The sequence below is a fragment of the Delftia sp. JD2 genome, assembly GCF_001682645.1.
Taxonomy (GTDB): domain Bacteria; phylum Pseudomonadota; class Gammaproteobacteria; order Burkholderiales; family Burkholderiaceae_C; genus Comamonas; species Comamonas acidovorans.
In genome coordinates this window covers 65,892-88,864 of the sequence record NZ_LFJT01000022.1, presented here as the reverse complement: position 1 = coordinate 88,864, position 22,973 = coordinate 65,892, and the positions used below count along the sequence as shown (strand labels likewise).

General features: G+C 69.2%; 17 protein-coding genes. 11 read left to right on the top strand and 6 right to left on the bottom strand.

Going from position 1 to position 22,973, the window contains the following annotated elements; genetic code table 11:
• Positions 1-71: 71 nt before the first annotated feature.
• The 4 genes from ACM14_RS14270 to mltB are packed head-to-tail and all read left to right on the top strand — an operon-like array spanning position 72 to position 5,381.
• Entirely contained in the window at positions 72-992 is a 921-nt protein-coding gene (locus ACM14_RS14270; protein ID WP_013803463.1) for a MoxR family ATPase, read from the top strand.
• On the top strand, positions 992-2,026 hold the full coding sequence (locus ACM14_RS14265; RefSeq protein WP_065346504.1) for a DUF58 domain-containing protein: 1,035 nt from the start codon (positions 992-994) through the stop codon (positions 2,024-2,026). Before ACM14_RS14270 ends, ACM14_RS14265 begins: the two co-directional genes overlap by 1 nt.
• Positions 2,023-4,203, top strand: coding sequence for a DUF3488 and transglutaminase-like domain-containing protein (locus tag ACM14_RS14260; protein WP_065346503.1), 2,181 nt, complete (start codon positions 2,023-2,025; stop codon positions 4,201-4,203). The genes ACM14_RS14265 and ACM14_RS14260 overlap by 4 nt, the downstream gene beginning before the upstream one ends.
• Complete coding sequence (mltB, locus tag ACM14_RS14255; RefSeq protein ID WP_065346512.1) at positions 4,200-5,381, top strand: lytic murein transglycosylase B; 1,182 nt, start codon at positions 4,200-4,202, stop codon at positions 5,379-5,381. The genes ACM14_RS14260 and mltB overlap by 4 nt, the downstream gene beginning before the upstream one ends.
• Before the next feature lie 27 nt (positions 5,382-5,408).
• Here mltB and ACM14_RS14250 read toward each other — a convergent pair whose 3' ends face one another.
• The gene (locus ACM14_RS14250) at positions 5,409-6,719 is read right to left on the bottom strand and encodes a branched-chain amino acid ABC transporter substrate-binding protein (protein WP_065346502.1); all 1,311 of its coding nucleotides are present in this window, start codon (positions 6,717-6,719) and stop codon (positions 5,409-5,411) included.
• Positions 6,720-6,817: 98 nt separating this feature from the next.
• On the opposite strand from ACM14_RS14250, the gene ACM14_RS14245 reads away from it, so the two are divergent.
• Positions 6,818-7,198, top strand: a complete 381-nt coding sequence (locus tag ACM14_RS14245) for an Hsp20/alpha crystallin family protein (RefSeq protein ID WP_065346501.1) — start codon at positions 6,818-6,820, stop codon at positions 7,196-7,198.
• Positions 7,199-7,380: 182 nt separating this feature from the next.
• Here the strand turns inward: ACM14_RS14245 and tsaD are convergent, their stop codons facing one another.
• Both tsaD and ACM14_RS14235 read right to left on the bottom strand, forming a co-directional pair.
• Positions 7,381-8,421 carry a tRNA (adenosine(37)-N6)-threonylcarbamoyltransferase complex transferase subunit TsaD gene (tsaD, locus tag ACM14_RS14240; protein WP_065346500.1) on the bottom strand — a complete coding sequence of 347 codons (1,041 nt, stop codon included), beginning with the start codon at positions 8,419-8,421 and terminating at the stop codon, positions 7,381-7,383.
• A 90-nt stretch (positions 8,422-8,511) separates the two neighbouring features.
• A complete protein-coding gene (locus tag ACM14_RS14235; protein ID WP_065346499.1) occupies positions 8,512-10,209 on the bottom strand; it encodes a bifunctional diguanylate cyclase/phosphodiesterase in 1,698 nt (565 codons plus the stop codon).
• A gap of 331 nt (positions 10,210-10,540) precedes the next feature.
• Here ACM14_RS14235 and ACM14_RS14230 point away from each other — a divergent pair, with 331 nt between their 5' ends.
• The 4 genes from ACM14_RS14230 (at position 10,541) to ACM14_RS14215 (ending at position 15,175) form a co-directional block, all read left to right on the top strand.
• Positions 10,541-11,806 (top strand): nitrate regulatory protein, encoded by a 1,266-nt coding sequence (locus ACM14_RS14230; RefSeq protein ID WP_065346498.1) that lies wholly within the window; start codon positions 10,541-10,543, stop codon positions 11,804-11,806.
• 309 nt (positions 11,807-12,115) lie between these two features.
• Entirely contained in the window at positions 12,116-13,396 is a 1,281-nt protein-coding gene (locus ACM14_RS14225) for a CmpA/NrtA family ABC transporter substrate-binding protein (RefSeq protein WP_065346497.1), read from the top strand.
• A gap of 40 nt (positions 13,397-13,436) precedes the next feature.
• Entirely contained in the window at positions 13,437-14,372 is a 936-nt protein-coding gene (gene ntrB, locus ACM14_RS14220; protein WP_063326783.1) for a nitrate ABC transporter permease, read from the top strand.
• Complete coding sequence (locus tag ACM14_RS14215; protein ID WP_013803472.1) at positions 14,369-15,175, top strand: ABC transporter ATP-binding protein; 807 nt, start codon at positions 14,369-14,371, stop codon at positions 15,173-15,175. The genes ntrB and ACM14_RS14215 overlap by 4 nt, the downstream gene beginning before the upstream one ends.
• A 60-nt stretch (positions 15,176-15,235) precedes the next feature.
• Here ACM14_RS14215 and ACM14_RS14210 read toward each other — a convergent pair whose 3' ends face one another.
• The 3 genes from ACM14_RS14210 to ACM14_RS14200 all read right to left on the bottom strand — a co-directional run bounded on the left by ACM14_RS14210 (position 15,236) and on the right by ACM14_RS14200 (position 18,301).
• Positions 15,236-15,676 carry a CBS domain-containing protein gene (locus tag ACM14_RS14210; RefSeq protein WP_012204294.1) on the bottom strand — a complete coding sequence of 147 codons (441 nt, stop codon included), beginning with the start codon at positions 15,674-15,676 and terminating at the stop codon, positions 15,236-15,238.
• Positions 15,677-15,798: 122 nt separating this feature from the next.
• Entirely contained in the window at positions 15,799-16,455 is a 657-nt protein-coding gene (locus tag ACM14_RS14205; protein WP_065346496.1) for a DUF937 domain-containing protein, read from the bottom strand.
• Positions 16,456-16,585: 130 nt separating this feature from the next.
• Entirely contained in the window at positions 16,586-18,301 is a 1,716-nt protein-coding gene (locus tag ACM14_RS14200) for a PAS domain-containing methyl-accepting chemotaxis protein (protein ID WP_065346495.1), read from the bottom strand.
• Positions 18,302-18,714: 413 nt separating this feature from the next.
• On the opposite strand from ACM14_RS14200, the gene ACM14_RS14195 reads away from it, so the two are divergent.
• On the top strand, positions 18,715-19,977 hold the full coding sequence (locus tag ACM14_RS14195; RefSeq protein ID WP_084027375.1) for an NAD(P)/FAD-dependent oxidoreductase: 1,263 nt from the start codon (positions 18,715-18,717) through the stop codon (positions 19,975-19,977).
• A 44-nt stretch (positions 19,978-20,021) separates the two neighbouring features.
• The gene (locus ACM14_RS14190; protein ID WP_065346494.1) at positions 20,022-22,889 is read left to right on the top strand and encodes a nitrate reductase; all 2,868 of its coding nucleotides are present in this window, start codon (positions 20,022-20,024) and stop codon (positions 22,887-22,889) included.
• The last annotated feature ends 84 nt before the right edge of the window (positions 22,890-22,973 follow it).

Sequence of the window (22,973 nt, the reverse complement as noted above, 5' to 3'; positions counted from 1 at the left end):
CTATGGGTGAAATAACCCGTCTTGCCCACAGTGATGTCTCCGCGATGTTTTTTTTAGGATAACGTCGCGCCATGCAAGCAACACACAAGATCAAGGCGCTTCTGGATCAGCTTAACACGGTGGTTGTAGGGAAACCGGCTCAGGTCCGCGACAGTGTGGCCTGCCTGCTGGCCGGGGGACACCTGCTGCTGGAAGACGTTCCCGGCGTGGGCAAGACCACGCTGGCGCATGCGCTGGCACACAGCTTCGGGCTGCAGTTCTCGCGCGTGCAGTTCACGGCCGACCTCATGCCCAGCGACCTCACCGGCGTGTCCATCTACGAGCGCGCCAGCGAGACCTTTGTCTTCCACCCGGGCCCCGTTTTCGCCCAGGTGCTGCTGGCCGACGAGATCAACCGCGCCAGCCCCAAGACGCAGAGCGCCCTGCTCGAAGCCATGGAGGAGCGACAGGTCTCGGCCGAGGGCCGCACGCACCGCCTGCCCGAGCCCTTCTTCGTGATCGCCACCCAGAACCCGCAGGAACAGCTGGGCACCTTCCCGCTGCCCGAAAGCCAGCTGGACCGCTTCCTGATGCGCATCAGCCTGGGCTATCCCGACCGCGCGGCCGAGCGATCCCTACTGTCCGGCAATGGCCGGCGCGCCCAGGCCGACGCGCTGGCACCGCTGCTGACCACGCAGGAGCTGCAGGACCTGCAGGCAGCCGTGCTCCAGGTGCATGCCAGCGATGCCCTGCTCGACTATGTGCAGGACCTGCTGGAAGCCACGCGCTCGGGCCAGTGGTTCGTGCAGGGCCTGTCGCCTCGCGCGGGCATTGCGCTGCTGCGCGCGGCCCGGGCCGTGGCCCTGATGGAAGGGCGCGACTACGTGGCGCCCGACGATGTGCAGGCCATCCTGCCGCAGACGGCGGCCCACCGCCTGGTGCCCATAGGCTCCTCAGGCCGGGGCGCCGTGGAGCAGGTGCGCGCCATGCTGGACGCCGTGGCGCTGCGCTGATGCCGGCCGCCCCCGCGTCTTCGCCCGGCGCCCCCCAGCCGGGGGCATCGCTGCGCCAGCGCTGGTCTCCCGCGCGGCGCGTGCGCCAGTGGTGGCATGCCCGCCTGCCCCGCACGGACAGCCTGAAGCTGACCCAGCGCAATGTCTACATCATGCCGTCGCGTGCAGGCTGGGCCCTGGCGCTGACGCTGTGCGTGCTGCTGGTGGCCGCCATCAACTACCAGCTCAACCTGGGTTATCTGCTGACGTTCCTGCTGGCCGGCAGCGCGGCAGCGGGCATGGTGGTCGGCCACGGCAATCTGCGCGGCCTGGCGCTGCACCTGCTGCCGCTGGCCGGCAGCTTTGCCGGCCAGCCCTGCCGCTTCGACGTGGTGCTGCACAACGCACGCCGCAGCACGCGCTGGGGCATAGGCCTGGCCGTGCAGGGCGATACGGCGGCCACCGACTGGACCTGGATCGATGTCCCGGCACAGGGCAGCACCACGGCGCAACTGGCTTTCACGCCACTGCGCCGGGGCCTGCAATCGCTGCCCACGATCACGGCAGCCACGCGCTACCCGCTGGGCACCTTCCGCGTCTGGGCGCTGTGGCGCGCGCAGACCCAGGCCTGGATCTACCCGGCGCCCGAACACAATCCCCCGCCCCTGCCTGCGGCCAGTGCCGATGCCGGCGGCCGCAGCGCGGCCTCCACGCGCCATGGCGACGAGTTCGATGGCGTGCGTGCCTACCGGCGCGGTGATGCGCTCAAGCTGGTGGTCTGGAAAAAGGCCGCCCAGGCCTTTGCCACGGGCAGTGACCAGCTGGTGAGCCGCGACCGCCCGCTGTCCCAGCAGCACCGCCTGTGGCTGGACGCCAAGGCCACCGGCCTGGCCGACCCCGAGGCCCGCCTCAGCCGCCTGACCGCCTGGGTGCTGGTCGCGCGCCAGCAGGACCTGACCTGGGGCCTGCGCCTGCCCGACGGCCGCGAGATCGCCCCTGACCAGGGCGCGGCCCACGCCACGCTCTGCCTGGAAGCCCTGGCGGCCTGCCCATGAATCGCACGTCCATGCCCTCCTCCTTCCAAGCCATTGCGCAGCCCGCGGCCCCCTGGCGCCAGCGCCTGGCCGCCCTGCCGCGCGATGCGCGCGACACCCTGTTCCTGCTGGCCGTGGTCGCCTGGGTGCTGATGCCCCAGGCCGCCCACACGCCCTGGTGGACCATGGTCTTCGTGGCCGGCCTGCTGCTGTGGCGCGGCCTGCTGGCCTGGCGCGGCCAGCCCCTGCCCGGCCGCTGGGTGCTGGGTGGATTGCTGCTGCTGGCCGTGGGCGCCACCTGGGTCTCGCACGGCACCTTTATCGGGCGCGATGCGGGCGTGACCCTGATCGTGCTGCTGCTGGCGCTCAAGACGCTGGAGCTGCGCGCCCGGCGCGATGCCATGGTGGTGTTCTTCCTGGGCTTCTTCGCGCTGCTGGCCAACTTCTTCTACTCGCAGTCCCTGCTGCTGGCCCTGGCCATGGTGCTGGGCCTGCTGGGCCTGCTCACGGCCCTGGTCAATGCCCACATGACCGCCGGCCGCCCGCCGCTGACGCAGGCGCTGCGCACGGCAGCCCTGCTGGCGCTGTGGGGTACGCCGGTCATGGTGGCGCTGTTCCTGTTCTTCCCGCGCATGGCGCCGCTGTGGGGTGTGCCCAGCAACGACCTGGCCGGCCGCAGCGGCCTGTCGGAAAACATGCGCGTGGGCTCCATGGCCTCGCTGGTGCTGGACGAAAACGTGGCCCTGCGCCTGCGCTTCGATACGCCCGATGGTGCTCCTCCGCCTGCCAACACCCTGTATTTCCGGGGGCCCGTTCTGTCGCGCTTTGACGGGCAGGAATGGCAGATGGACACGGAGGCCGTACTGGAGGACGCGCAGTTGCGCGTCTCCGGCGAGGGCGTGAGCTACCAGATGACCATCGAGCCCAGCCGCCGCCCCTGGCTGCCCCTGCTGGACGCCGCGGCCAGGGCTCCCGAGCTGCCCCCGGGCATGGGCAGCGCCCGCATGACGCCCCAGCTGCAATGGCTGACCTGGCGCCCCATCACCGACGTGGTGCGCATCAGCGCCCAAAGCCATGTGCAGTTCAGCTACGGGCCGCGGCAGCCCACCCGCGCCCTGCGCCGCTACACCCAGCTGCCCGAAGGCAGCAACCCGCGCACGCTGGAGCTGGCCCGGCAGATGCGCGCCGACCCGCAACTGGCCGACGCCCCGCCCCGCGCCTGGGTACAGGCCGCGCTGGCGCGCCTGCGCACGGGCGGCTACACCTACACGCTGGAGCCCGGCGTGGTGGACAGCGTGCACACGGCCGATGATTTCTGGTTCGACAGCAAAGAGGGATTCTGCGAGCACATCGCCTCGGCCTTCGCCGTGCTGATGCGCGGCATGGGCGTGCCTGCCCGCATCGTCACCGGCTACCAGGGCGGCGAGCGCAACCCTGTCGATGGCTACTGGACCGTGCGCAACGCCGACGCCCACGCCTGGACCGAGGTCTGGCTGGCGGACGAGGGCTGGGTGCGCATTGACCCCACCGGCGCCGTGGCCCCGTCGCGCGTGGGCGAGTTCCAGCGCCTGCGCGCGCCCCAGGGTGCCATTGCGGGCGCCGTGGGCAACTTCGTGGGCGTGGGCATGCTGCAGCAGATGCGCGCCGTGTGGGAGGCCGTCAACAACGGCTGGAACCAGTGGGTGCTGAACTACACGCAAAGCCGCCAGCTGGACCTGCTCAAGAACCTGGGCGTGCAGTCGCCATCGTGGGTGGACATGCTGCGCCTGCTGGGCGCGCTGGCCGGCGTGGCCGCTCTGGCCTGGCTGGCCTGGATGGCCCGCGCCCAGCGCAACAGCCGCGATGAATGGCTGCGCCTGATGGACAGGACCCGCGCCCGGCTGCGCCGCATTGGCCTGCAGGCCGACGCCAGCCTGCCCCCGCGCGCGCTGGCAGCCCAGGTCATGGACCGCTGGGGCCAGGACGACGCCACGGCCGCCAAGGCCCTGCGCGACTGGCTTTTGGACATGGAGCGCCAGCGCTACGCACGCGCCCCCCAATCCGTCCCCCGATCCGCACCCCAGTCCGCACCCAATTCCGCACCCGATACCCCCGGCCTGCCCGCCCTGCGACGCCAATGGCGGGCGCTGGACTGGCCACGCAATCCGCAGCCACGGCCACAAGCCGCCGCTGCCGGCCCCACGACAAGCACACCATGACCAAGCAACGACTGATCCCTTCCGCCCTGCTGCTGCTGCTTGCGGCCGCCGCCCTGCCCTGCGGCGCGCTGGCGAGCAAGCCGGCGCCCGCCCAGACCGGCGCAGCCAAGACTGCCGCCAAGTCCACGGCCAAACCTTCCACGAAAAAGCGCACGGCCGCTGCTGCCGCCGCCACGGCGGCAGGCGGCGCCGCCGTGGCCAGGACCGTGCAGGGCAGCACCCCCTACGGAGAACGGCCTGATGCCATGCAGATGGCCGCCGACATTGCGATGCGCCACGACCTGCCGGTGGACTGGGTGCGCGACACCATCGCCCAGGCGCGCTTTCTGCCCCAGGTTCCCCGCCTGATGACGCCGGCTGCCCAGGGCACGGCCAAGAACTGGGGCGTCTACCGCAGCCGCTTTGTCGAGCCCGTGCGCATACGCGCCGGAACACGCTTTTGGCAGGCCAATGCCGCCGCGCTGGCGCGTGCCGAAAAGCAGTACGGCGTGCCGGCCGAAATCATCGTCGGCATCATCGGCGTGGAGACCATCTACGGCCAGCAGATGGGCAACTTCCGCGTGATCGACGCCCTGGCCACGCTGAGCTTCGACTTCCCCGCAGCCCACCCCCGCGCGCAGGCACGCACCGAGTACTTCCGCGGCGAGCTGGAGCAGTTCCTGCGCTTCACGCACCGCGCCGCAACGGACCCGTTCTCGCTGCGCGGCAGCTACGCGGGCGCCATGGGCATGGGCCAGTTCATGCCCAGCAGCTGGGTGAAGTGGGCAGTGGACTTCGACGGTGACGACCGCATCGACCTGTTCGGCAGCGCGGCCGACGCCATCGGCTCGGTGGCCAACTACTTTGTCGCGCATGGCTGGAAAAGCGGCATGCCCACCCACTACCCTGTGATCATGCAGGCCCAGGGCGCCGACCTGGCCGCCCTGCTGGCGCCCGACATCCTGCCCCAGTTCACGGCCGACGAGATGGCTGCGCGCGGCGTGCAACTGCCGGGCAGCGGCGCGGCGCATCAAGGGCCGCTGGCCCTGGTCAAGCTGGAGAACGGCGCGCAGGGCCAGCCGCTGTACATCGCGGGCACGGAGAACTTCTATGCCATCACGCGCTACAACTGGTCCAGCTACTACGCGCTGTCCGTGATCGAACTGGGCCAGGAAGTCGCGGCGGCCATGGGCCGCTGATCCGGGCCATCCAAACCGTCGAGGCGGTCAGGGCCGGCGCATGCGGCACATCGCAGGCTGCTCGGCACGCGCCGCCTCGATCTCTCGCACCACGCGGAAGCCGTAGCCCGAGCCCTCCACATCGAAGGGCACGCCGGGCGCGCCCTGCCTGTCCATGACGCCGACCACCAGCGCCTGCTGGAACTGGTGGTCGGCCGCGCGCATGCGGCCCTTGCGCCCGGCCAGCGCCACCTCGGCGCTTTCCAGCGCCTGCGCCACGGCCACCGTGTCGGTGCTGCCCGCACGCGCCATGGACTGGGCCAGGGCCTCGATCATCAGTTGCATGCGCATGTGCACATAGTCATCGGCAGGCCTGGGAAAGCGCTCGCGGAATGCCTTGTAGAAGGCCTGGCTATCAGGGCCCGGCACGTTGGGCAGCCAGTCGGCCACGGCCAGCACCTTGCCCACGCCGGCCTCGCCTAAAGCGGCTGGCGCGCCCAGCGCATTGCCGTAGAAGGTGTAGAAGCGGCCGTCAAAACCCGCCTCCCGCGCGGCCTTGACCAGCAGCATCAGATCGTTGCCCCAGTTGCCTGTGATCACGGCCTGGGCGCCGCTGGCCTTGATCTTGGCGGCATAGGGCGCAAAGTCCTTGACGCGCCCCACGGGGTGCAGCTCGTCGCCCACGATGGCCACATCGGGCCGCTGCGCGGCCAGCTGGCGCCGTGCCTCGCGCAGCACGGCCTGGCCAAAGCTGTAGTCCTGCCCGATCAGGTAGGCGCTGCGCACGGCCGCGTCCTCGCGCAGCACCTGCATCAGCGCGGCCATGCGCATGTCGGCATGGGCGTCGAAGCGAAAGTGCCAGAAGCTGCAGCGCTCGTTGGTGAGCGCAGGATCGACGGCCGAGTAGTTCAGGTACAGCACGCGCCGGGCCGGATCGCGCTCGTTGTGCTTGGCAATGGCATCGACCAGCACGGCCGCCACGGCCGATGAATTGCCCTGCATGACCACGCGCGCACCGCCGTCGATGGCTGCGCGCAGCGCGGACAGCGCCTCCTCGTTCTGGCCCTTGCTGTCATGGCGTTCGATGGCCAGGGGCCGGGCGCCGCCCTGCGCGGCCGGCAGTGGCACACCGCCGCGCGCATTCACGCGCTCGGTGGCCCACAGCAGGTTGCGGAACACGGCCTCGCCCGTGTTGGCAAAGGGGCCGGACAGGCTTTCGATCAGCGCCAGCCGTATGGGCTCGCCGCGCGGCGGGGGCACGGGCTGTCCGCGTTCGTTTGCGGCCAGGGCCGCCAGCGCGGGCGCAGCAAATAGCGCCATGGCACCGCTTTTCAAGACCTTGCGGCGCAATTTATTCATGGCTTTTTCCCTCTTGAAATGCGTTCAACGCCGCTCAACTACGCTCCATGCGGCGACAACTTCGATGAAGCCGCGCAGTTTATAGGAGCCACTTCACCATGATCTTCTCGCCTGTTCTCCGCCGCAACGCCTTCAACCCCCAAGCCGCCGATCTGGCCCTGCAGCGCTTCCTGCAAGGCACCCTGGGCAACGCCGCCCCCTCCCCCTCGTCGGTGCAGGTGCAGCGCGATGAAAAGGCCACGACGCTGCAGCTGGATGTGCCCGGCCTGTCCCGCGAGCAGCTGCAGCTGAGCATCGAAGGCGCCGTGGTCCGTCTGTCCAGCGTCGAGGGTGCGCCCCGCCAGGTGCAGCGCGCCTGGGAGCTGGACCATGAGATCGACACTGCCGCCAGCAACGCAAAGCTGGAAAACGGCGTGCTCACGCTGTCCCTGGCCCGCCTGGAGCCGCAGAGCAAGGCCACCACGCTGAGCATCCAGTAAATCCGGTCAGCGAGTTTGTGCACCCGGGCTGTCAACCAATCCTTTCTTCCCTCCTCTTAGCAAGGTGACAGCCCGTTTTCAAAGCCCGGCACATGCCGGGCTTTTTTTGTGCTGCACAGGCTGCGCCTCGAGGTGGCCCGCCGCACAGCGCGGCGATGGGGAAGGCAGAGGCGGCCGAAGAATCAGGCCAGCGAATCGAGCGGCCAGCGCGGCTTGACGTCGAAGGCGTAGTGCCTGTTGGCCACTTCCCGGCCCGCCTGCAGGCGCATGGCGGCGGCCATGGCGATCATGGCGCCGTTGTCGGTGCACAGGTGCAGCTCGGGGTAGTGCACGCGCAGCTTGCGCTTGGCGCAGGCCGCATCCAGCTGGGAGCGCAGCAGCCGGTTGGCACCCACGCCGCCGGCCACGACCACGCGCTTCATGCCGGTCTGCTGCAGCGCGGCCAGGGTCTTCTTGACCAGCACCTCGACGATGGCGGCCTGCGTGCTGGCGGCCAGGTCGGCCTTGCGCGCCTCCAGGTCTTCGCCCAGCTTCTTCGCCTGTGTCAGCACGGCCGTCTTCAGGCCGGCGAAGGAGAAGTCCAGGTCGCCCGAATGCAGCAGCGGCCGGGGCAGCTTGAAGGCCTGGGCATCGCCGCCTTCGGCCAGGCGCGAGAGCACGGGACCGCCCGGATAGGGCAGGCCCATGAGCTTGGCCGATTTGTCGAAGGCCTCGCCGGCCGCGTCATCGATGGTCTCGCCCAGGATGGCGTAGCTGCCCACGCCGTCCACGCGCATCAGCTGCGTATGGCCGCCCGAGACCAGCAGGGCCACGAAGGGGAATTCGGGGGGATCGGCGCTCAGGAAGGGCGACAGCAGATGGCCTTCCAGGTGGTGCACGCCCAGCACGGGCTTGTTCAATGCCGCAGCCATGGCGCAGGCCACGCCCGCACCCACCAGCAGCGCGCCGGCCAGGCCGGGGCCGCGCGTGAAGGCGATCACATCGACCTGGTCCAGCGTGCGGCCGGACTCGCCCAGCACGTTTTCGGTCAGCGGCAGCACGCGGCGGATGTGGTCCCGGCTGGCCAGCTCGGGCACCACGCCGCCGTAGGCGCGGTGCATGTCGATCTGGCTGTGCAGCGCATGGGACAGCAGCGTGGGCACGCCCGTGCCATCGGGGGCCTCGACCAGGGCCACGCCGGTTTCATCGCAGGAGGATTCGATCCCCAGAATCAGCAAACTCATGGGGCTGAAGTGTAGAACCTGCGGGCGCGGCGCACGGCCACCGGCCTCAATGGCCCCTGGCAGGCGGGCAGTTGCACGGCCGGCGCTCCGCTACAGGTTGTCTATGTAGGAAGAGCGCGAGAACCGCACGGGCTCGAAGCCGTCGGAGGTCCAGATTTCGCTGGCGATCAGCGCCTGGGCATCCATGGGGCGGGCAAAGTAAAAGCCCTGCAGCTCGTCGCAGCCCAGCGCCTGCAGCACTTCGCGCTGCTGCTGGTTGGTCACGCCTTCGGCCACCACGCGCAGTTCCAGCGCATGGGCCAGGCGCACGATGGCATCGACCACCGCCCGCGCATCGCTCTTGAGGGCCACGTCGCGCACAAAGCTGCGGTCGATCTTCACCTCGTCGGCGCACAGCTGGCGCAGCAGGGCCAGGCTGGAGTAGCCGGTGCCGAAGTCGTCGATGGAGATCTGCACGCCCATGCCCGTGAGTTCGGCAATCACGGCCATGGTGGTCTTGTCGTCCTCCATGGCCACGGACTCGGTGATCTCGAAGACCAGTTGCTCGGGCCGGATGTGGTGCCTTGCGATCGCCTCGGCGATGAACTGCGCCAGCCGCGTCTGAAAGAGCTGGTAGCCCGAGATATTGATGGACACCCGCATGAAGCGCCGCTCGCGCGCCCATTGCGCGGTCTGGCGGCAGGCCTCGTCGATGACCCAGTCGCCGATCTCGCTGATCAGGCCAAAGCGCTCGGCCAGCGGGATGAACACGCGGGGACTGATCAGGCCGAACTGCGGGTGGTTCCAGCGCGCCAGCGCCTCCACGCTGCGGATGCGGCCCGTGCGGGTATCGATCTTGGGCTGATAGAACAGCACCAGCTGCTGGCTGGCCACGGCGCGGCGCAGGGCCTGCTGCAGGTCGAACTGCGCGGCCACGCCCTGGCGCATGCTTTCCTTGAAGATGGCGTAGGTGTTCCCGCCGGCACGCTTGGCCGTGTACATGGCGGCATCGGCCGCCGCCATGAGCTTTTCCTTCTTGCCATGGTCGGGATAGATGGCCACGCCGATGGAGCTGCTGATGGAGACCGCCTTTCCCGGCAGGTCGAACGGCTGGCTCAAGGCCTTCTGCACGCGGCCTGCCATGGCCACGGCGTCGTCCACCGAAGCCAGGCAGCCGAGCAGCAGCACGAACTCGTCGCCACCCACGCGAGCCAGCGTGTCCGATTTGCGCGTCATATGGCCCAGGCGCACGGCCACCTGGCACAGCAGCGCATCACCGGCGGCATGGCCTTCCACATCGTTGATGGGCTTGAATCCATCCAGGTCGATGTACAGCAGGCCCACGCGCACCGGCCCGCAGGGCCCCGGCTGCTCCACCGAGCTGTCGGCGCGCGCAATCGTGCGGCCCAGCCGGTATTCGAACAGCGCCCGGTTGGCCGTACCGGTCAACGGGTCCCGGAAGGCGATGCGCTTGAGCTTCACATTGGCGCGCAGCAATTTCTCATTGCTCTGCTTGAGCGACTGCGTCAGGCGCTGCGCCTTGCAGCGCATGCGGATGTAGAGCACCGAGCACACCAGCAGGAAGGCCACGAACGCACCGGCGCCCCACGGGCCGAGGGCATGCCATCCAGCGAACCAGACGCCCTCATCGGCCAATTGCGCCGACGCGACGCCATCCTGGGCAGCCGCAGGCACCTGACCCTGCGCCATGCAGGGCAGCAGCGAAGCCAGCCAGCACGCAAATGCCGGGCTGCGCCAGCGCGCAGGCATCCACCGGGACACCCCATCGGTCATGAACAGCGAATGCATGGGGAAAAACCGATCTTCTCGTGATATTTCAAACTCATGCCGATTCAGCCTCACTGCCGCATTGCGCAGCCCAATGCCGTGGTCTGCGTTGCCATGTGCGCCGGATGAACGGGGCTTTTCTTGAAAAACCGCCCCATTCGCTTTGCAAACATTCGACACGCTTACACGTCAGTTTGTGTATCGAAAATTTCAAATCATTAAAAAAATTCTATCAAATCATCGATACCGTGCCCATGCAAGCACCGCGCGACGCCCCCGGCATGGGAATTGCATCCAGGCCCCTTGCACCAAGGCAAACTGCATCAAGGCAGGCAGACAGGACCAAGCCCCCATGAAAACCGCTCTCAACTTTCTTGTGGCCGCGCGGCAGTGCGAAATCGGCGAGCTGGAGCAACTGCAGCGCACCAGCGCCCTGGTGGATCTGCTCAGCCGCCTCATCCATGCGCTGCAAAAGGAGCGCGGCCTGTCCAACGTGTTTCTGGCCAGCGCAGGCGCGCGCGGCGGCCCGGCACGGCTGGCGCAGATGGCCGAGTGCGACCGCATGGCCGCTGCGGCGCGCGACGGCTTCGAGCGGGTGGACATGCAGCCCGGCGGTGCGGGACTCACCGGCCACCCCGGCCATGGCGCGCGGCTGTTCAGCCGCATCGCCCATGTGCTGCAGTGCCTGGACGCCCTGCCCGCGCTGCGCGAGCGCGTCGCCGGCCGCGCGCTGTCGCCGGAGGCGGCCACGGCCCTCTATATCGATCTGGTGGCCGGCCTGCTGGCCGTGGTCTTCGAGGCGGCGGACAGCGCGCCCGAGCCCGGCATCTCGCGCCTGCTGGTGGCCTTGTTCAACTTCATGCAGGGCAAGGAGTTCGCGGGCCAGGAGCGCGCCACGGGCGTGGCTGCGTTCGGCGCGGGCGTGAGCGATGCGCTGCGCCAGCAGCACTGGCTGCACCTGATCGCCTCGCAGGAGCGCTGCTTTCAGGTCTTTGCGGAGTTCGCGCCGCCCCATTCCCTGGCCCTGTGGCAAGAAAGCAGCGCGGCCGACGCCACGCTGGCCGTGATCGAGCGGCTGCGCCGCGTGGGCTGCACGGCCACGGCGGGCGCGCCTTTGTCCGTGGAGATGGCCGAGCCCTGGTTCGACAACTGCTCGCAGCGCATGGACGCGCTGCAGACCGTCGAGGCCCGCCTGACGGCCGAGCTGCAGCAGCAATGCCAGCACCGCATTGCCGATGCCCGCGCCGCCCTGCAGACGCTGCTGCAGGCGCCGCAGGCATTGGCGACCACGCCGGTCTCGGCCACGCTGGCGCCGGGCGAGCTGCAGCCGCCGGCCGCACGGCTGGGGCCGCAATTGGACCGTTCCGTGATGGACCTGGTGCAGGACCAGTCGCAGCGCCTGCAGGCCATGCAGGCCGAGCTGGAGACCGTGCGCGCCACGCTCACGGAGCGCAAGCTGCTGGAACGCGCCAAGGGCCTGCTGATGGCGCGGCGCCAGCTCAGCGAAGGCGAGGCCCACAAGCTGCTGCGCCAGACCGCCATGAACCAGAACCGCCGCCTGGCCGATGTGGCGCAGGCCGTGCTTTCCATGGCCGATCTCCTGCCACCTGCGCATTGAACGCCGGGCCGGTGCGAGCCATGCTGCAGTGCAGCACCGACTTGGTGCCATGGAACGCACCAGAAGGTGGCCCGGCGAGGATTGCAAGGCCGATGGACGGCATGGCCCCCTGTGAACACGGCCTGGCACGCTTTCTGCATTGACTTTGGCAACTCCCGGCCAAAGGCGGCCGGGACCCCGGTCTTGATTCAAGGCCCCAGGACAACGGCGTCACTCTCCCCGCGCAGCGCGGCTGGAGAGGACGCCGTTTTGCTTGGAACAGGGCCCGTTTGCAAGTGTTCCATTCCCGACGATCGAAGGAGTTCCGCCATGGCGTCAAGCCCCAAGCCCACCACAGGCCCTCTCACCGCCGGCCCGGCCCTGCCCCGGCGCGACTTTCTGCGCCAGGCCGGCACGCTGGCAGGCGGTGCGGCGCTCTACACCCAGCTGGGCCACCATGGCGCCTGGGCGGCCGGCTCGGATGCGCCAGAGAAGAAAGAGGTGCGCATCGGCTTCATCCCGCTGACCGACTGCGCCAGCGTGGTCATGGCCTCGGTGCTGGGGATCGATCAGAAGTACGGCGTCAAGATCATTCCCTCCAAGGAAGCGAGCTGGGCCAGCGTGCGCGACAAGCTGGTCAACGGCGAGCTGGACTTTGCCCACGTGCTCTACGGCCTGGTCTACGGCGTGCACCTGGGCGTGGGCGGCGCCAGGAAGGACATGGCCGTGCTGATGACGCTCAACCACAACGGCCAGGCCATATCGCTGTCGAAGAAACTGGCCGACAAGGGTGCCGTCAATGGCGCGGGCCTGGCCAAGCTGATGGCCAGCGAAAAGCGCGAATACACCTTTGCCCAGACCTTTCCCACGGGCACGCACGCCATGTGGCTGTACTACTGGCTGGCGGCCAACGGCATCCACCCGCTCAAGGATGCCAAGGTCATCACCGTGCCGCCGCCGCAGATGGTGGCCAATATGCGCGTGGGCAACATGGACGGCTTTTGCGTGGGCGAGCCCTGGAACCACCGCGCCATCATGGACGGCATCGGCGTCACGGCCGCCACCACCCAGTCCATCTGGCAGGACCACCCCGAAAAGGTGCTGGGCACCACGGCCGAGTTCGCACGCCAGAACCCCAACACGGCACGCGCCGTGACGGCGGCCATCATCGAGGCCAGCCGCTGGATCGACGAGAGCCTGGCCAACAAGACCCGCATGGCCGAGACCATCGCCGGCAAGGCCTATGTGAACACCGGCGTGGACGCCATCAACCAGCGCATCCTGGGCCGCTACCAGGACGGCATGGGCAAGACCTGGGACGACCCCAACCACATGAAGTTCTACGGCGACGGCAGCGTGGGCTACCCCTACCTGTCCGACGGCATGTGGTTCCTGACCCAGCACAAGCGCTGGGGCCTGCTCAAGGACCACCCCGACTACCTGGGCGTGGCCCGCTCCATCAACCGCCTGGACATCTACCAGCAGGCCGCCACCGCCGCCAAGGCCCCGCTGCCCAAGGCGGAGATGCGCAGCAGCAAGCTCATGGATGGCACTGTCTGGGACGGCAAGGATCCGCGCAAGTACGCAGACAGCTTTGCCATCAAGGCCTGAGAGATCCCCTTTGAAGCCCCACCCCACAGAGGAACACACCATGGTCAGCGCCGTCTTCCACTTCCCGGCCGAATCCGCTGCCGCGCCGGCAGCCGCCTCCACACCGATCTCCGCGCAGGTCTCCGGGCCCGCCGCTCCAGCCGCGCCGGCCACCCAGGCCCGGGCACCCGCCGCCCCGCGCGACTGGGCAGCGCTCTCGCGTGCCTTCTGGCTGGCCGTGCTGCCGCCGCTGTGCGGCCTCGGTTTGCTGGTGGGCGTGTGGTCCCTGGTGGCCGCGGGCTCGGGCCAGAGCATTCCGGGGCCCCTGGCGACCTGGCAGCAGGCGGTGGAGATTTTCAGCGACCCGTTCTACCGCAACGGCCCCAATGACCAGGGCGTGGGCTGGAATGTGCTCGCTTCGCTGCAGCGCGTGGCCGTGGGCTTTGGCCTGGCGGCGCTGGTCGGCATTCCGGCCGGCTTCGTGATCGGGCGCTTCAACTTCCTGTCGCGCATGTTCAACCCGCTGATCAGCCTGCTGCGCCCGGTGTCGCCGCTGGCCTGGCTGCCCATCGGCCTGCTGGTCTTCAAGGGCGCCAACCCGGCGGCCATCTGGACCATCTTCATCTGCTCCATCTGGCCCATGCTCATCAACACCGCCGTGGGCGTGCAGCGCGTGCCGCAGGACTACATGAACGTGGCGCGCGTGCTCAACCTCAGCGAATGGAAGATCGCCACCACCATCCTGTTCCCCGCCGTGCTGCCCTACATGCTGACCGGCGTGCGCCTGGCCGTGGGCACGGCCTGGCTGGTCATCGTCGCGGCCGAGATGCTCACCGGCGGCGTGGGCATCGGCTTCTGGGTCTGGGACGAGTGGAACAACCTCAACGTCAAGAACATCATCATCGCGATCTTCGTGATCGGCATCGTGGGCCTGCTGCTGGAGATGGCCCTGGTCAAGCTGGCAACGGCATTTACGTTCGAAGAGGTGAAGGCATGAATGCATCGTCCAAGTTCATCGAGGTCCAGGGCGTGGAGCAGAGCTTCAAGACCGCCAAGGGCCTGTTTCCGGCGCTGCGCAATATCGACCTGACCATTGCGCGGGGCGAATTCGTCTCGCTGATCGGCCACTCGGGCTGCGGCAAGTCCACCCTGCTGAACCTGATCGCGGGCCTGACCACGCCCACCACGGGCGTGCTGCTGTGCGCCAACAAGGAGATCAAGGGCCCCGGGCCCGAGCGCGCCGTGGTCTTCCAGAACCACTCGCTGCTGCCCTGGCTGACCTGCGAGGGCAACATCCACCTGGCCGTGGAGCGCGTCTATGGCCGCACGGAAAGCCGCGCCCAGCTCAAGGCACGCACCCTGGCCGCGCTGGAGCTGGTGGGCCTGGCCCATGCCGCGCACAAGCGGCCCGGTGAAATCTCGGGCGGCATGAAGCAGCGCGTGGGCATTGCGCGCGCGCTGTCGATGGAGCCGCAGGTGCTGCTGATGGACGAGCCCTTCGGCGCGCTCGATGCGCTCACGCGCGCCAAGCTGCAGGACGAGCTGCTGGAGATCGTGGCGCGCACGCAAAGCACCGTGGTCATGGTCACCCACGATGTGGACGAGGCCGTGCTGCTGTCCGACAAGATCGTGATGATGACCAACGGCCCGGCAGCCACCATCGGCGAGGTGCTGGAAGTCGGCATCGCCCGGCCGCGCAACCGCGTGGCGCTGGCCGAGGACGACCGCTACCGCGAGTGCCGCAAGGCGGTGATCGACTTCCTCTACACACGCCAGGGGCATGTGGAAAAGGCGGCCTGAACCTTCGCCGGTCCTGCCGCCTTCCAGGCCCTGCACAGAGCGGGCCGGCCGAGCCCCGGCTCAGTGCCGGCCCGAGATGTAGTGCTCCAGCTGCTCGATGATGAACTTCTGCTCGGAGATGATGTCCTTGACCAGGTCTCCGATGGAGATCAGGCCCAGCAGCTTGCCGCCCTCGTCCACCACGGGCAGGTGGCGCAGCCGGTTCTCGGTCATCACCGCCATGCATTCCTGCGTGGTCTGGGTGGGGCCGACGAAGAGCACGTCGCGCGTCATCACGTCGCGCACCAGGGTGGCGCCCGAGGTGCGCCCCAGCAGCGCGATCTTGCGCGCGTAGTCGCGCTCGGTGACGATGCCTGCGATCTCGCTGCCCTCCATCACGAGCAGGGCTCCAATGCCCTTGTCGGCCATGAGCCGCAGCGCGTCGAGCACGGAATCGGTAGGCGCGATGCTGTACACCGCGCCGCTGGCCTTGGACTTGAGAATGTCTGCAACTGCTGTCATGGGTGCCTTTCAGTCGTTCGCCAATTCGGTTCTAGTGTCATCCGAACTGCGCCCAAAAAGCAACAGGGCCAGCGCGTGTATGCACACGCACCGGCCCTGCCCGATTCAGTGAATGCGGCCCTTCAGCGGCGACCACCCAGCAGACTGCCACCAATCTTCATCAGATCGCTGAGACCTACCTGGCCGTCGCCATCCTGATCGAGCAGGCTGCCCAGCAAACCACCACCCAGACCGCCCTGCTGCTGCGCCTGCGTATGCTCGCGGCCCAGCACCTGGCCCAGGCCGCCGGCATCCATGCCGCCTGCGCTCACGCGCTGTGCAAGAAAGGACATGACGATGGGGGCCAGCAGCTGCAGCAGCTGGGCCGCGCCGCCGCTGCCCAGGCCCGTGGCCTGGCCCAGTCCGTCCTGCGCGCGCTGCTGGTTGCCGCCCAGGATGTGGCCCAGGATGGCCGCGCCATCGAGCCCGCCACCTGCATTGCCGCCCGCGCCTGCGCCGCCGCCCAGCAGCGAGCCCAGCAGGCCGCCGAGGTCCAGGCCACCGGCGCCGCCGCCGCCGCTGGCCGCGCCATGGTCGCGCTGCAGCGCGCCGAAGAGATTGGCCGCGCCCTGCGGATCGGCCGCATTGCGGCCCAGCGAGGCCAGCAGCACGGGCAGGGCCGCGCCCACGGCGCTTTCGGTCTGGGCGGGGCTGGCGCCGATCTGGTCCGCCATCTGCTGCATGGGCGCGCCCTGCAGTTGGGCCATCAGTTCGGCGGCCAGGGAAGAGCTGGAGTTCATGGTCGTTCCTTCATCCGGTCGCCCGGTCAACACAAAGCCACATGGTATGCGCAAGCCTGCGCAGCGCACATGACGGCGCCACGTCCAAGTGTCAACGATGTTTTCCAGCGGCCGCAGCACCCCGCAGGGATCAGGTCGTGGTCAGCACCCTCTGCGGCTGCGCGCGCGCCTGCCGCATCTGTGGCGGGCTCTGCACCTGGCTGCGTGACTGGCTCTGTGCCTGGGCCTTCATGGACCGGCGCAGGGCCACGGCATCGCCCGCTGCGGCAGGCGAGCGGCCCGTGGCGTCCAGCCGGAACACCTGCACGGTTTCCGACACGGTCTGCGCCTGGGCCTGCAAGGCCATGGCCGATGCCGCGTTCTGCTCGACCAGGGCCGCGTTCTGCTGCGTGATGCTGTCCAGATGCGCCACGGCCGCGTTGACCTGCGAGATGCCGCTGAGCTGCTCGCTGGAGGCGCTGTGGATCTCGCCGATCAGCAGGCTCACGCGCCGCACCAGATCCAGCGATTCGATCATGGTCTTCTGCGCCACCTCGGTCCTCTGGTTGCCGTCCAGCACCTTGGCGGCGGAATCGTCGATGAGCTCGCGGATCTCCTTGGCCGCCGCCAGCGTGCGCTGCGAGAGGCTGCGCACCTCGGCCGCCACGACCGCAAAGCCCCGGCCCTGGTCGCCTGCGCGCGCGGCCTCCACCGCAGCGTTCAGCGCCAGGATATTGGTCTGGAAGGCGATGGAGTCGATGAGCTGCGTGATCTCTCCGATGCGCCCCGACGCGGCCTGGATCTGCTTCATGGTGGCGGCCACGCCATCGACGGCGCCGCTGCTGCGTTCGGCCACCTCGCTGGCCTGGGCGGCCAGGTCCGTGGCCTGGCGGGCCGAGTCGGCCGTGTGCTTGACGGTGCCCGTGATCTCCTCCATGGAGGCCGCCGTCTGCTGCAGGTTGCCCGCCTGGGTTTCGGTGCGCGCGGACAGGTCATGGTTGCCCTGCGCGATTTCCCGGCTGGAGATCTGCATCTTGTCGCTTTCCTCGCGCGCATCGCGCACGATGGACAGCAGGTTCACGTTGAGCTGGCTCAGCGCCTTCTGCAGATCGCCCACCACGTCCTTGCGCGTGATGCGTATGGTCTGCGTCAGGTCGCCGGCCGCCAGGCGGTTGGCCAGCAGCACCATCTGCGCCAGCGGCGCCACGGTCAGCCGGTAGGCCCAGGCCCCGGCCAGGCCCGTGAAGATGCAGACCGCCAGCCAGGCCAGCGCAGACCATGCGTCCAGCGTATGCCCACCGGCCAGCGCCGCGCCAAAGGCCGCCGCCACCACCATGAAGAAGATCAGCACCAGCTTGCCGGCCAGGCCCAGGCTCAATGCGCTGGCCAGGCGGCCGCGCAGGTTGTTGCGCAGCAGGTGGCCGGCACGCAGCACGTGGACCCGGCGCCCGGCGTCCTTCTCGGCGCGCATGGTGGCGTAGAGGCGCTCGGCCGCATCGGTCTGCTCGCGCGTGGCCTCGGTGCGCACCGACATGTAGCCCGAGGGCCGGTCGCCATCCATCAGCGGGGTGACATTGGCCATGACCCAGTAGAAGTCGCCGTTCTTGCGCCGGTTCTTCACGGGGGCGGACCAGGGCAGGCCCGCCGAGATGGTCTCCCACATGTCGCGGAAGGCTTCCTCGGGCATGTCGGGGTGGCGGATCATGTTGTGGGGCTGGCCCAGCAGGTCTTCGCGCTCGTAGCCGCTGACCTCGATGAACATCGGGTTGCAGTAGAGGATGCGGCCCTTCAGGTCCGTGGTGGAGACCAGGGTCTGGCCCTTGGGAAACGAGTACTCGCGCGTACTGACCGGCAGATTCACTCTCATAGGCATCCTCCCTTGAAGAAGAAAAATCCTGCGTGCCCCATCCGGCCCAGCGAACCGCTGGCCGGAGTTCAAAGTTTTTACCCCGAATCGCCACATTTGAAACAAATAAAAACAAAACCTCCATTGGATTCAGACATCTGATAGGACCGTATCGATAGCACGCGCACCGCTTTGATGCATGCGGCGCACCAGCCTGGCACGGCCGCGCGGACTCGCGTCCCCGGGCGATCAGTCGCCACAGGGCAGCAGGCCTGGCACGCAGCTTGCTAAATCCAGGGCGTGGCCATGCAGGGCCGCAGGGCCAGGCGCAACGACGTGCCACGGCCCGGGACAAAGGCGTCACCCCGCGCGCAGCCATCGGCCGCGCAGCGTGGGGACGCCTTTTTTGTTTTCCGAACCGCAACGGGGGCACGATGAAAAAATCCAGGCTGGTGATGGTGGGCAACGGCATGGCCGGCGTGCGCACGCTGGAGGAGCTGCTCAAGATCGCGCCCGACCTCTACGAGATCACGGTATTCGGGGCCGAGCCCCACCCCAACTACAACCGCATCATGCTGTCGCCCGTGCTGGCGGGCGAGCAGCGGCTGGACGAGATCATCCTCAACGACTGGTCCTGGTATGCGCAACACGGCATCACCCTGCATGCGGGCTGCCGCGTGCACGCAGTCGACCGGGCGCGCCGCGTGGTGCACGCCGTGGACGCGGCCGGACAGCCGGTGAGCGCCGAGTACGACCGGCTGATCCTGGCCACGGGCTCGCGCCCCTTCATGCTGCCCGTGCCCGGGCGCGAGCTGGAAGGCGTGCTGGGCTACCGCGACATTGCCGACACCCAGGCCATGATCGCGGCGGCCGCCAGCCACCGCCATGCCGTGGTCATCGGCGGCGGCCTGCTGGGCCTGGAGGCCGCCAACGGACTCATGAAGCGCGGCATGGACGTTACCGTGGTGCATGCGGGCGAGCGCCTGCTGGACCGCCAGCTGGACGAAACCGCCGCCGCCTTGCTGCAGGCCTCGCTGGCCGAGCGCGGCATGCGCTTTCTGATGCAGGCCCAGACCCGGGCGCTGACGGGCGACGGCCAGGGCCGCGTGGCCTGCGTGCACCTGCAGGACGGGCGCGAGGCACCGGCCTCGCTGGTGGTCATGGCCGTGGGCATCCGGCCCGAGACCACGCTGGCCGAGCAGATGCGCCTGCACGTGCAGCGCGGCATCGTGGTCAGCGACACGCTGCAGACCGTGACCGACCCGCGCATCTACGCCGTGGGCGAGTGCGCGGCGCACCGGGGCGTGGCCTACGGGCTGGTGGCGCCGCTGTTCGAGCAGGGCAAGGTGCTGGCCAACCACCTGGCGGAGATGGGCATCGGCCGCTATCCGGGCTCGCAGACCTCGGCCAAGCTCAAGGTCACGGGCATCCATCTGTTCAGCGCGGGCGATTTCCGCGGCGACGAGGGCACGGAGGAAATCGTGCTCAGCGACCCCGGCGCGGGCGTGTACCGCAAGCTTGTGCTGCGCGGTGACAGGCTGGTCGGCGCCTGCCTGTATGGCGACACCGAGGACGGTGGCTGGTACTTCCGCCTGTTGCGCGATGGCGTGGCAGTGCAGGAACTGCGCGACCGCCTCATGTTCGGCGAAAGTCAAGCCAGCCAGGCCAGCCAGGCCGACCCGGCCAGCGGCCCGTGACGGCGCCCGTGCCCTGCCCCTCCCTCATCCACCCCAGGCCCACCATGCAAGAAACCCGATCCACCTGCCCCTATTGCGGCGTAGGCTGCGGCGTCCTCATCGAAAGCGATGGTGCGCGCATCACGGGCGTGCGCGGCGATCCGGCGCACCCCGCCAACCACGGCCGCCTGTGCACCAAGGGCAGCACCCTGCACCTGACGGCCTCGCCCGCCCTGGCACGGCAGACGCGGCTGCTGCAGCCCGCGCTGCGTGCCACGCGCGGTGCGGCGCCCCAGGATGTGGGCTGGGATGCCGCACTGGACCTGGCCGCCGGCAGGCTGGCCTCCATCGTGCAGGAGCACGGCCCCGACGCCGTGGGCCTGTATGTGAGCGGCCAGTTGCTGACCGAGGACTACTACGTCTTCAACAAGCTGGCCAAGGGCCTGATCGGCACCAACAACATCGACACCAATTCGCGCCTGTGCATGAGCAGCGCCGTGGCCGGCTACAAGCTCACGCTGGGCGCCGACGCGCCACCGGCCTGCTACGAGGATGTGGACCATGCGGACTGCCTTTTCATCGCGGGCAGCAACGCGGCCTGGGCGCATCCCGTGCTCACGCGGCGCATCGAGCAGGCGCGTGCCGCGCGGCCGCAGATGAAGATCATCGTGGCCGACCCGCGCCGCACCGACACGGCCGGCATGGCCGACCTCTTCCTGCCGCTGCGCCCCGGCAGCGACACCCTGCTGTTCCACGGCATGCTGCACATCATGGAACTGGAAGGCTGGCTGGACCAGGCCTACATCGCACGCCACACCAGCGGCTTTGCCGACCTGCAGGCCCTGGTGCGGGAGGCCACGCCCGAGCGCGTGGGCGAGCTCTGCGGCCTGCCCCGGCACGATCTGTTCCAGGCCGCGCAATGGTTTGCGCTGGGCGGGGATGCACGCGACGGCGCCGCCCGTGGCGCCACGCTGAGCCTGTACTGCCAGGGCCTGAACCAGAGCAGCAACGGCACGGCCAAGAACGCCGCGCTGATCGGCCTGCACCTGGCCACGGGCCAGATCGGGCGCGCGGGCGCGGGGCCGTTCTCGCTCACGGGCCAGCCCAATGCCATGGGCGGGCGCGAGGTGGGCGGGCTGGCCAATCTGCTGTCGGCCCACCGCGACCTGGCCAACCCGGCCCACCGCGCCGAAGTGGCCGCACTGTGGGGCGTGGATGCCGTGCCGCCCCGCCCCGGCAAGACCGCCGTGGAGATGTTCGAGGCCGCCGCCGAGGGCGAGATCCGCGCGCTGTGGATAGCCTGCACCAACCCTGCGCAAAGCATGCCCGACCAGGCCCTGGTGCGGCGCGCGCTGCAGCGGGCCGAATTCGTCATCGTGCAGGAGGCCTTTGCCACCACCGCCACCTGCGCCTACGCCGACCTGCTGCTGCCTGCCACCACCTGGGGCGAGAAGATCGGCACGGTGACCAACAGCGAAAGGCGCATCTCGCGCGTGCGCCCCGCCGTGGCCGCACCCGGCGCCGCGCGCCATGACTGGCGCATTGCCGTGGACTGCGCGCGCCGCATGGAGGCACGGCTGCGCCCGGGCCGGCCCAGCCTCTTTCCCTACGACACCGAAGACGCCGCTGCCGGCGCCCAGGCCATCTGGAACGAGCACCGCGAGAGCACGCGCGGGCGTGACCTGGACATCACCGGCCTGTCCTGGGATCTGCTGGACGCGCAAGGCCCCCAGCAATGGCCGCTGCCCGAAGGCGCAGCCCAGGGCCGCGAACGGCTCTACGAAGACGGCCGCTTTCCCACGCCCGATGGCCGCGCACGCTTTGCCCTGCTGCCCTGGCAGCCGCTGGCCGAGCCGCCCGATGCGCACTATCCCTTCAGCCTGACCACGGGCCGGCTGCGCGACCAGTGGCACGGCATGAGCCGCACGGGCCAGCTGGGCCGTTTGTTCGGCCATGCGGCCGAGCCCTGCCTGCAAATGCACCCGCGGGACATGGCCGAGCGCGGCCTGCGCGCGGGCGACCTGGTGCAGATGAGCAGCCGGCGCGGCGCCCTGCTGGTGCCGGTGCAGCCCGATGACACGCTGACGCCCTCCCAGCTCTTCATGGCCATGCACTGGGGCGGCGAGTATCTGGGCGGCACTTCAATGGGCGGCACTTCAATGGGCGGCACTTCAATGGGCGGCGTCAATGCCCTGACCACACCGGCCTTGTGCCCCGGCTCCAAGCAGCCCGAACTCAAGCACACGGCCGTGAAGCTGCAAAAGGCCGAACTGCCCTGGACCCTGCTGGCCATGGCCTGGCTGCCCGAGGACCGGGTGCTGGCCGTGCGCGAGCAGTTGTCCGCCCTCATGCCGCACTTCGGCTTTGCCAGCTGCGTGCCCTTCGGCAATGCCGTCCCGCTGCAGGACGCCGCCCGGGCCCGGCACGGCGTGCTGCTGCGCGCCGCCGCGCATGAGGCGCCGGGCGAGGCCGTCCTCGCACGGATCGAATCCCTGCTGGGCCTGGATGCCGCCGACACCCTGCGCTACACCGACCGCCGCCGCCAGCACAGCCGCGCGCTGCGGCTGGACCGCCACAGCCTGTCCACCACGGTCGAGGCCCTGCTGCTGGCGGGCGACACGCGCGCGGGCAGCTGGCTGTCCACCCTGCTGCAGGACCAGATGCCGGCACAGGACTATGGCCGCCTGCTGCTCATGCCTTCGGGCTCGGCGCCGCTGGCCATCCAGCCGCGTGCGCGCCAGGTCTGTACCTGCTTCGATGTGGACGAGACCGCCATCGCAGGCGCGCTTGCGCGCTGCGAGGGCAGCGACGACGCGCGCCTGGCCGCGCTGCAGGGCCGGTTGCGCTGCGGCACCAATTGCGGCTCCTGCCTGCCCGAGCTCAAGCGCCTGGTGCGCCACATACCCCTGGCGAAGAGCCAGGAGACCGCATGAAAGAGGCGATTGAACAACGGGTTTGCATATATAGCGAAAAGTAATGAAACCTGCGGGAAAATATGCCCCCACAGGATTCCACCC

Excerpts from the sequence above, each read along its gene's own strand:
- ACM14_RS14215 (WP_013803472.1), top strand. The coding sequence starts at position 14,369 with ATGAATGCATCGTCCAAGTTCATCGAGGTCCAGGGCGTGGAGCAGAGC.
- ACM14_RS14210 (WP_012204294.1), bottom strand. The coding sequence starts at position 15,676 with ATGACAGCAGTTGCAGACATTCTCAAGTCCAAGGCCAGCGGCGCGGTG.
- ACM14_RS14225 (WP_065346497.1), top strand. The coding sequence starts at position 12,116 with ATGGCGTCAAGCCCCAAGCCCACCACAGGCCCTCTCACCGCCGGCCCG.
- ACM14_RS14205 (WP_065346496.1), bottom strand. The coding sequence starts at position 16,455 with ATGAACTCCAGCTCTTCCCTGGCCGCCGAACTGATGGCCCAACTGCAG.
- ACM14_RS14200 (WP_065346495.1), bottom strand. The coding sequence starts at position 18,301 with ATGAGAGTGAATCTGCCGGTCAGTACGCGCGAGTACTCGTTTCCCAAG.
- mltB (WP_065346512.1), top strand. The coding sequence starts at position 4,200 with ATGACCAAGCAACGACTGATCCCTTCCGCCCTGCTGCTGCTGCTTGCG.
- ACM14_RS14260 (WP_065346503.1), top strand. The coding sequence starts at position 2,023 with ATGAATCGCACGTCCATGCCCTCCTCCTTCCAAGCCATTGCGCAGCCC.
- ACM14_RS14230 (WP_065346498.1), top strand. The coding sequence starts at position 10,541 with ATGAAAACCGCTCTCAACTTTCTTGTGGCCGCGCGGCAGTGCGAAATC.
- ACM14_RS14270 (WP_013803463.1), top strand. The coding sequence starts at position 72 with ATGCAAGCAACACACAAGATCAAGGCGCTTCTGGATCAGCTTAACACG.
- ACM14_RS14190 (WP_065346494.1), top strand. The coding sequence starts at position 20,022 with ATGCAAGAAACCCGATCCACCTGCCCCTATTGCGGCGTAGGCTGCGGC.
- tsaD (WP_065346500.1), bottom strand. The coding sequence starts at position 8,421 with ATGAGTTTGCTGATTCTGGGGATCGAATCCTCCTGCGATGAAACCGGC.
- ACM14_RS14195 (WP_084027375.1), top strand. The coding sequence starts at position 18,715 with ATGAAAAAATCCAGGCTGGTGATGGTGGGCAACGGCATGGCCGGCGTG.
- ntrB (WP_063326783.1), top strand. The coding sequence starts at position 13,437 with ATGGTCAGCGCCGTCTTCCACTTCCCGGCCGAATCCGCTGCCGCGCCG.
- ACM14_RS14245 (WP_065346501.1), top strand. The coding sequence starts at position 6,818 with ATGATCTTCTCGCCTGTTCTCCGCCGCAACGCCTTCAACCCCCAAGCC.
- ACM14_RS14235 (WP_065346499.1), bottom strand. The coding sequence starts at position 10,209 with ATGCATTCGCTGTTCATGACCGATGGGGTGTCCCGGTGGATGCCTGCG.
- ACM14_RS14265 (WP_065346504.1), top strand. The coding sequence starts at position 992 with ATGCCGGCCGCCCCCGCGTCTTCGCCCGGCGCCCCCCAGCCGGGGGCA.
- ACM14_RS14250 (WP_065346502.1), bottom strand. The coding sequence starts at position 6,719 with ATGAATAAATTGCGCCGCAAGGTCTTGAAAAGCGGTGCCATGGCGCTA.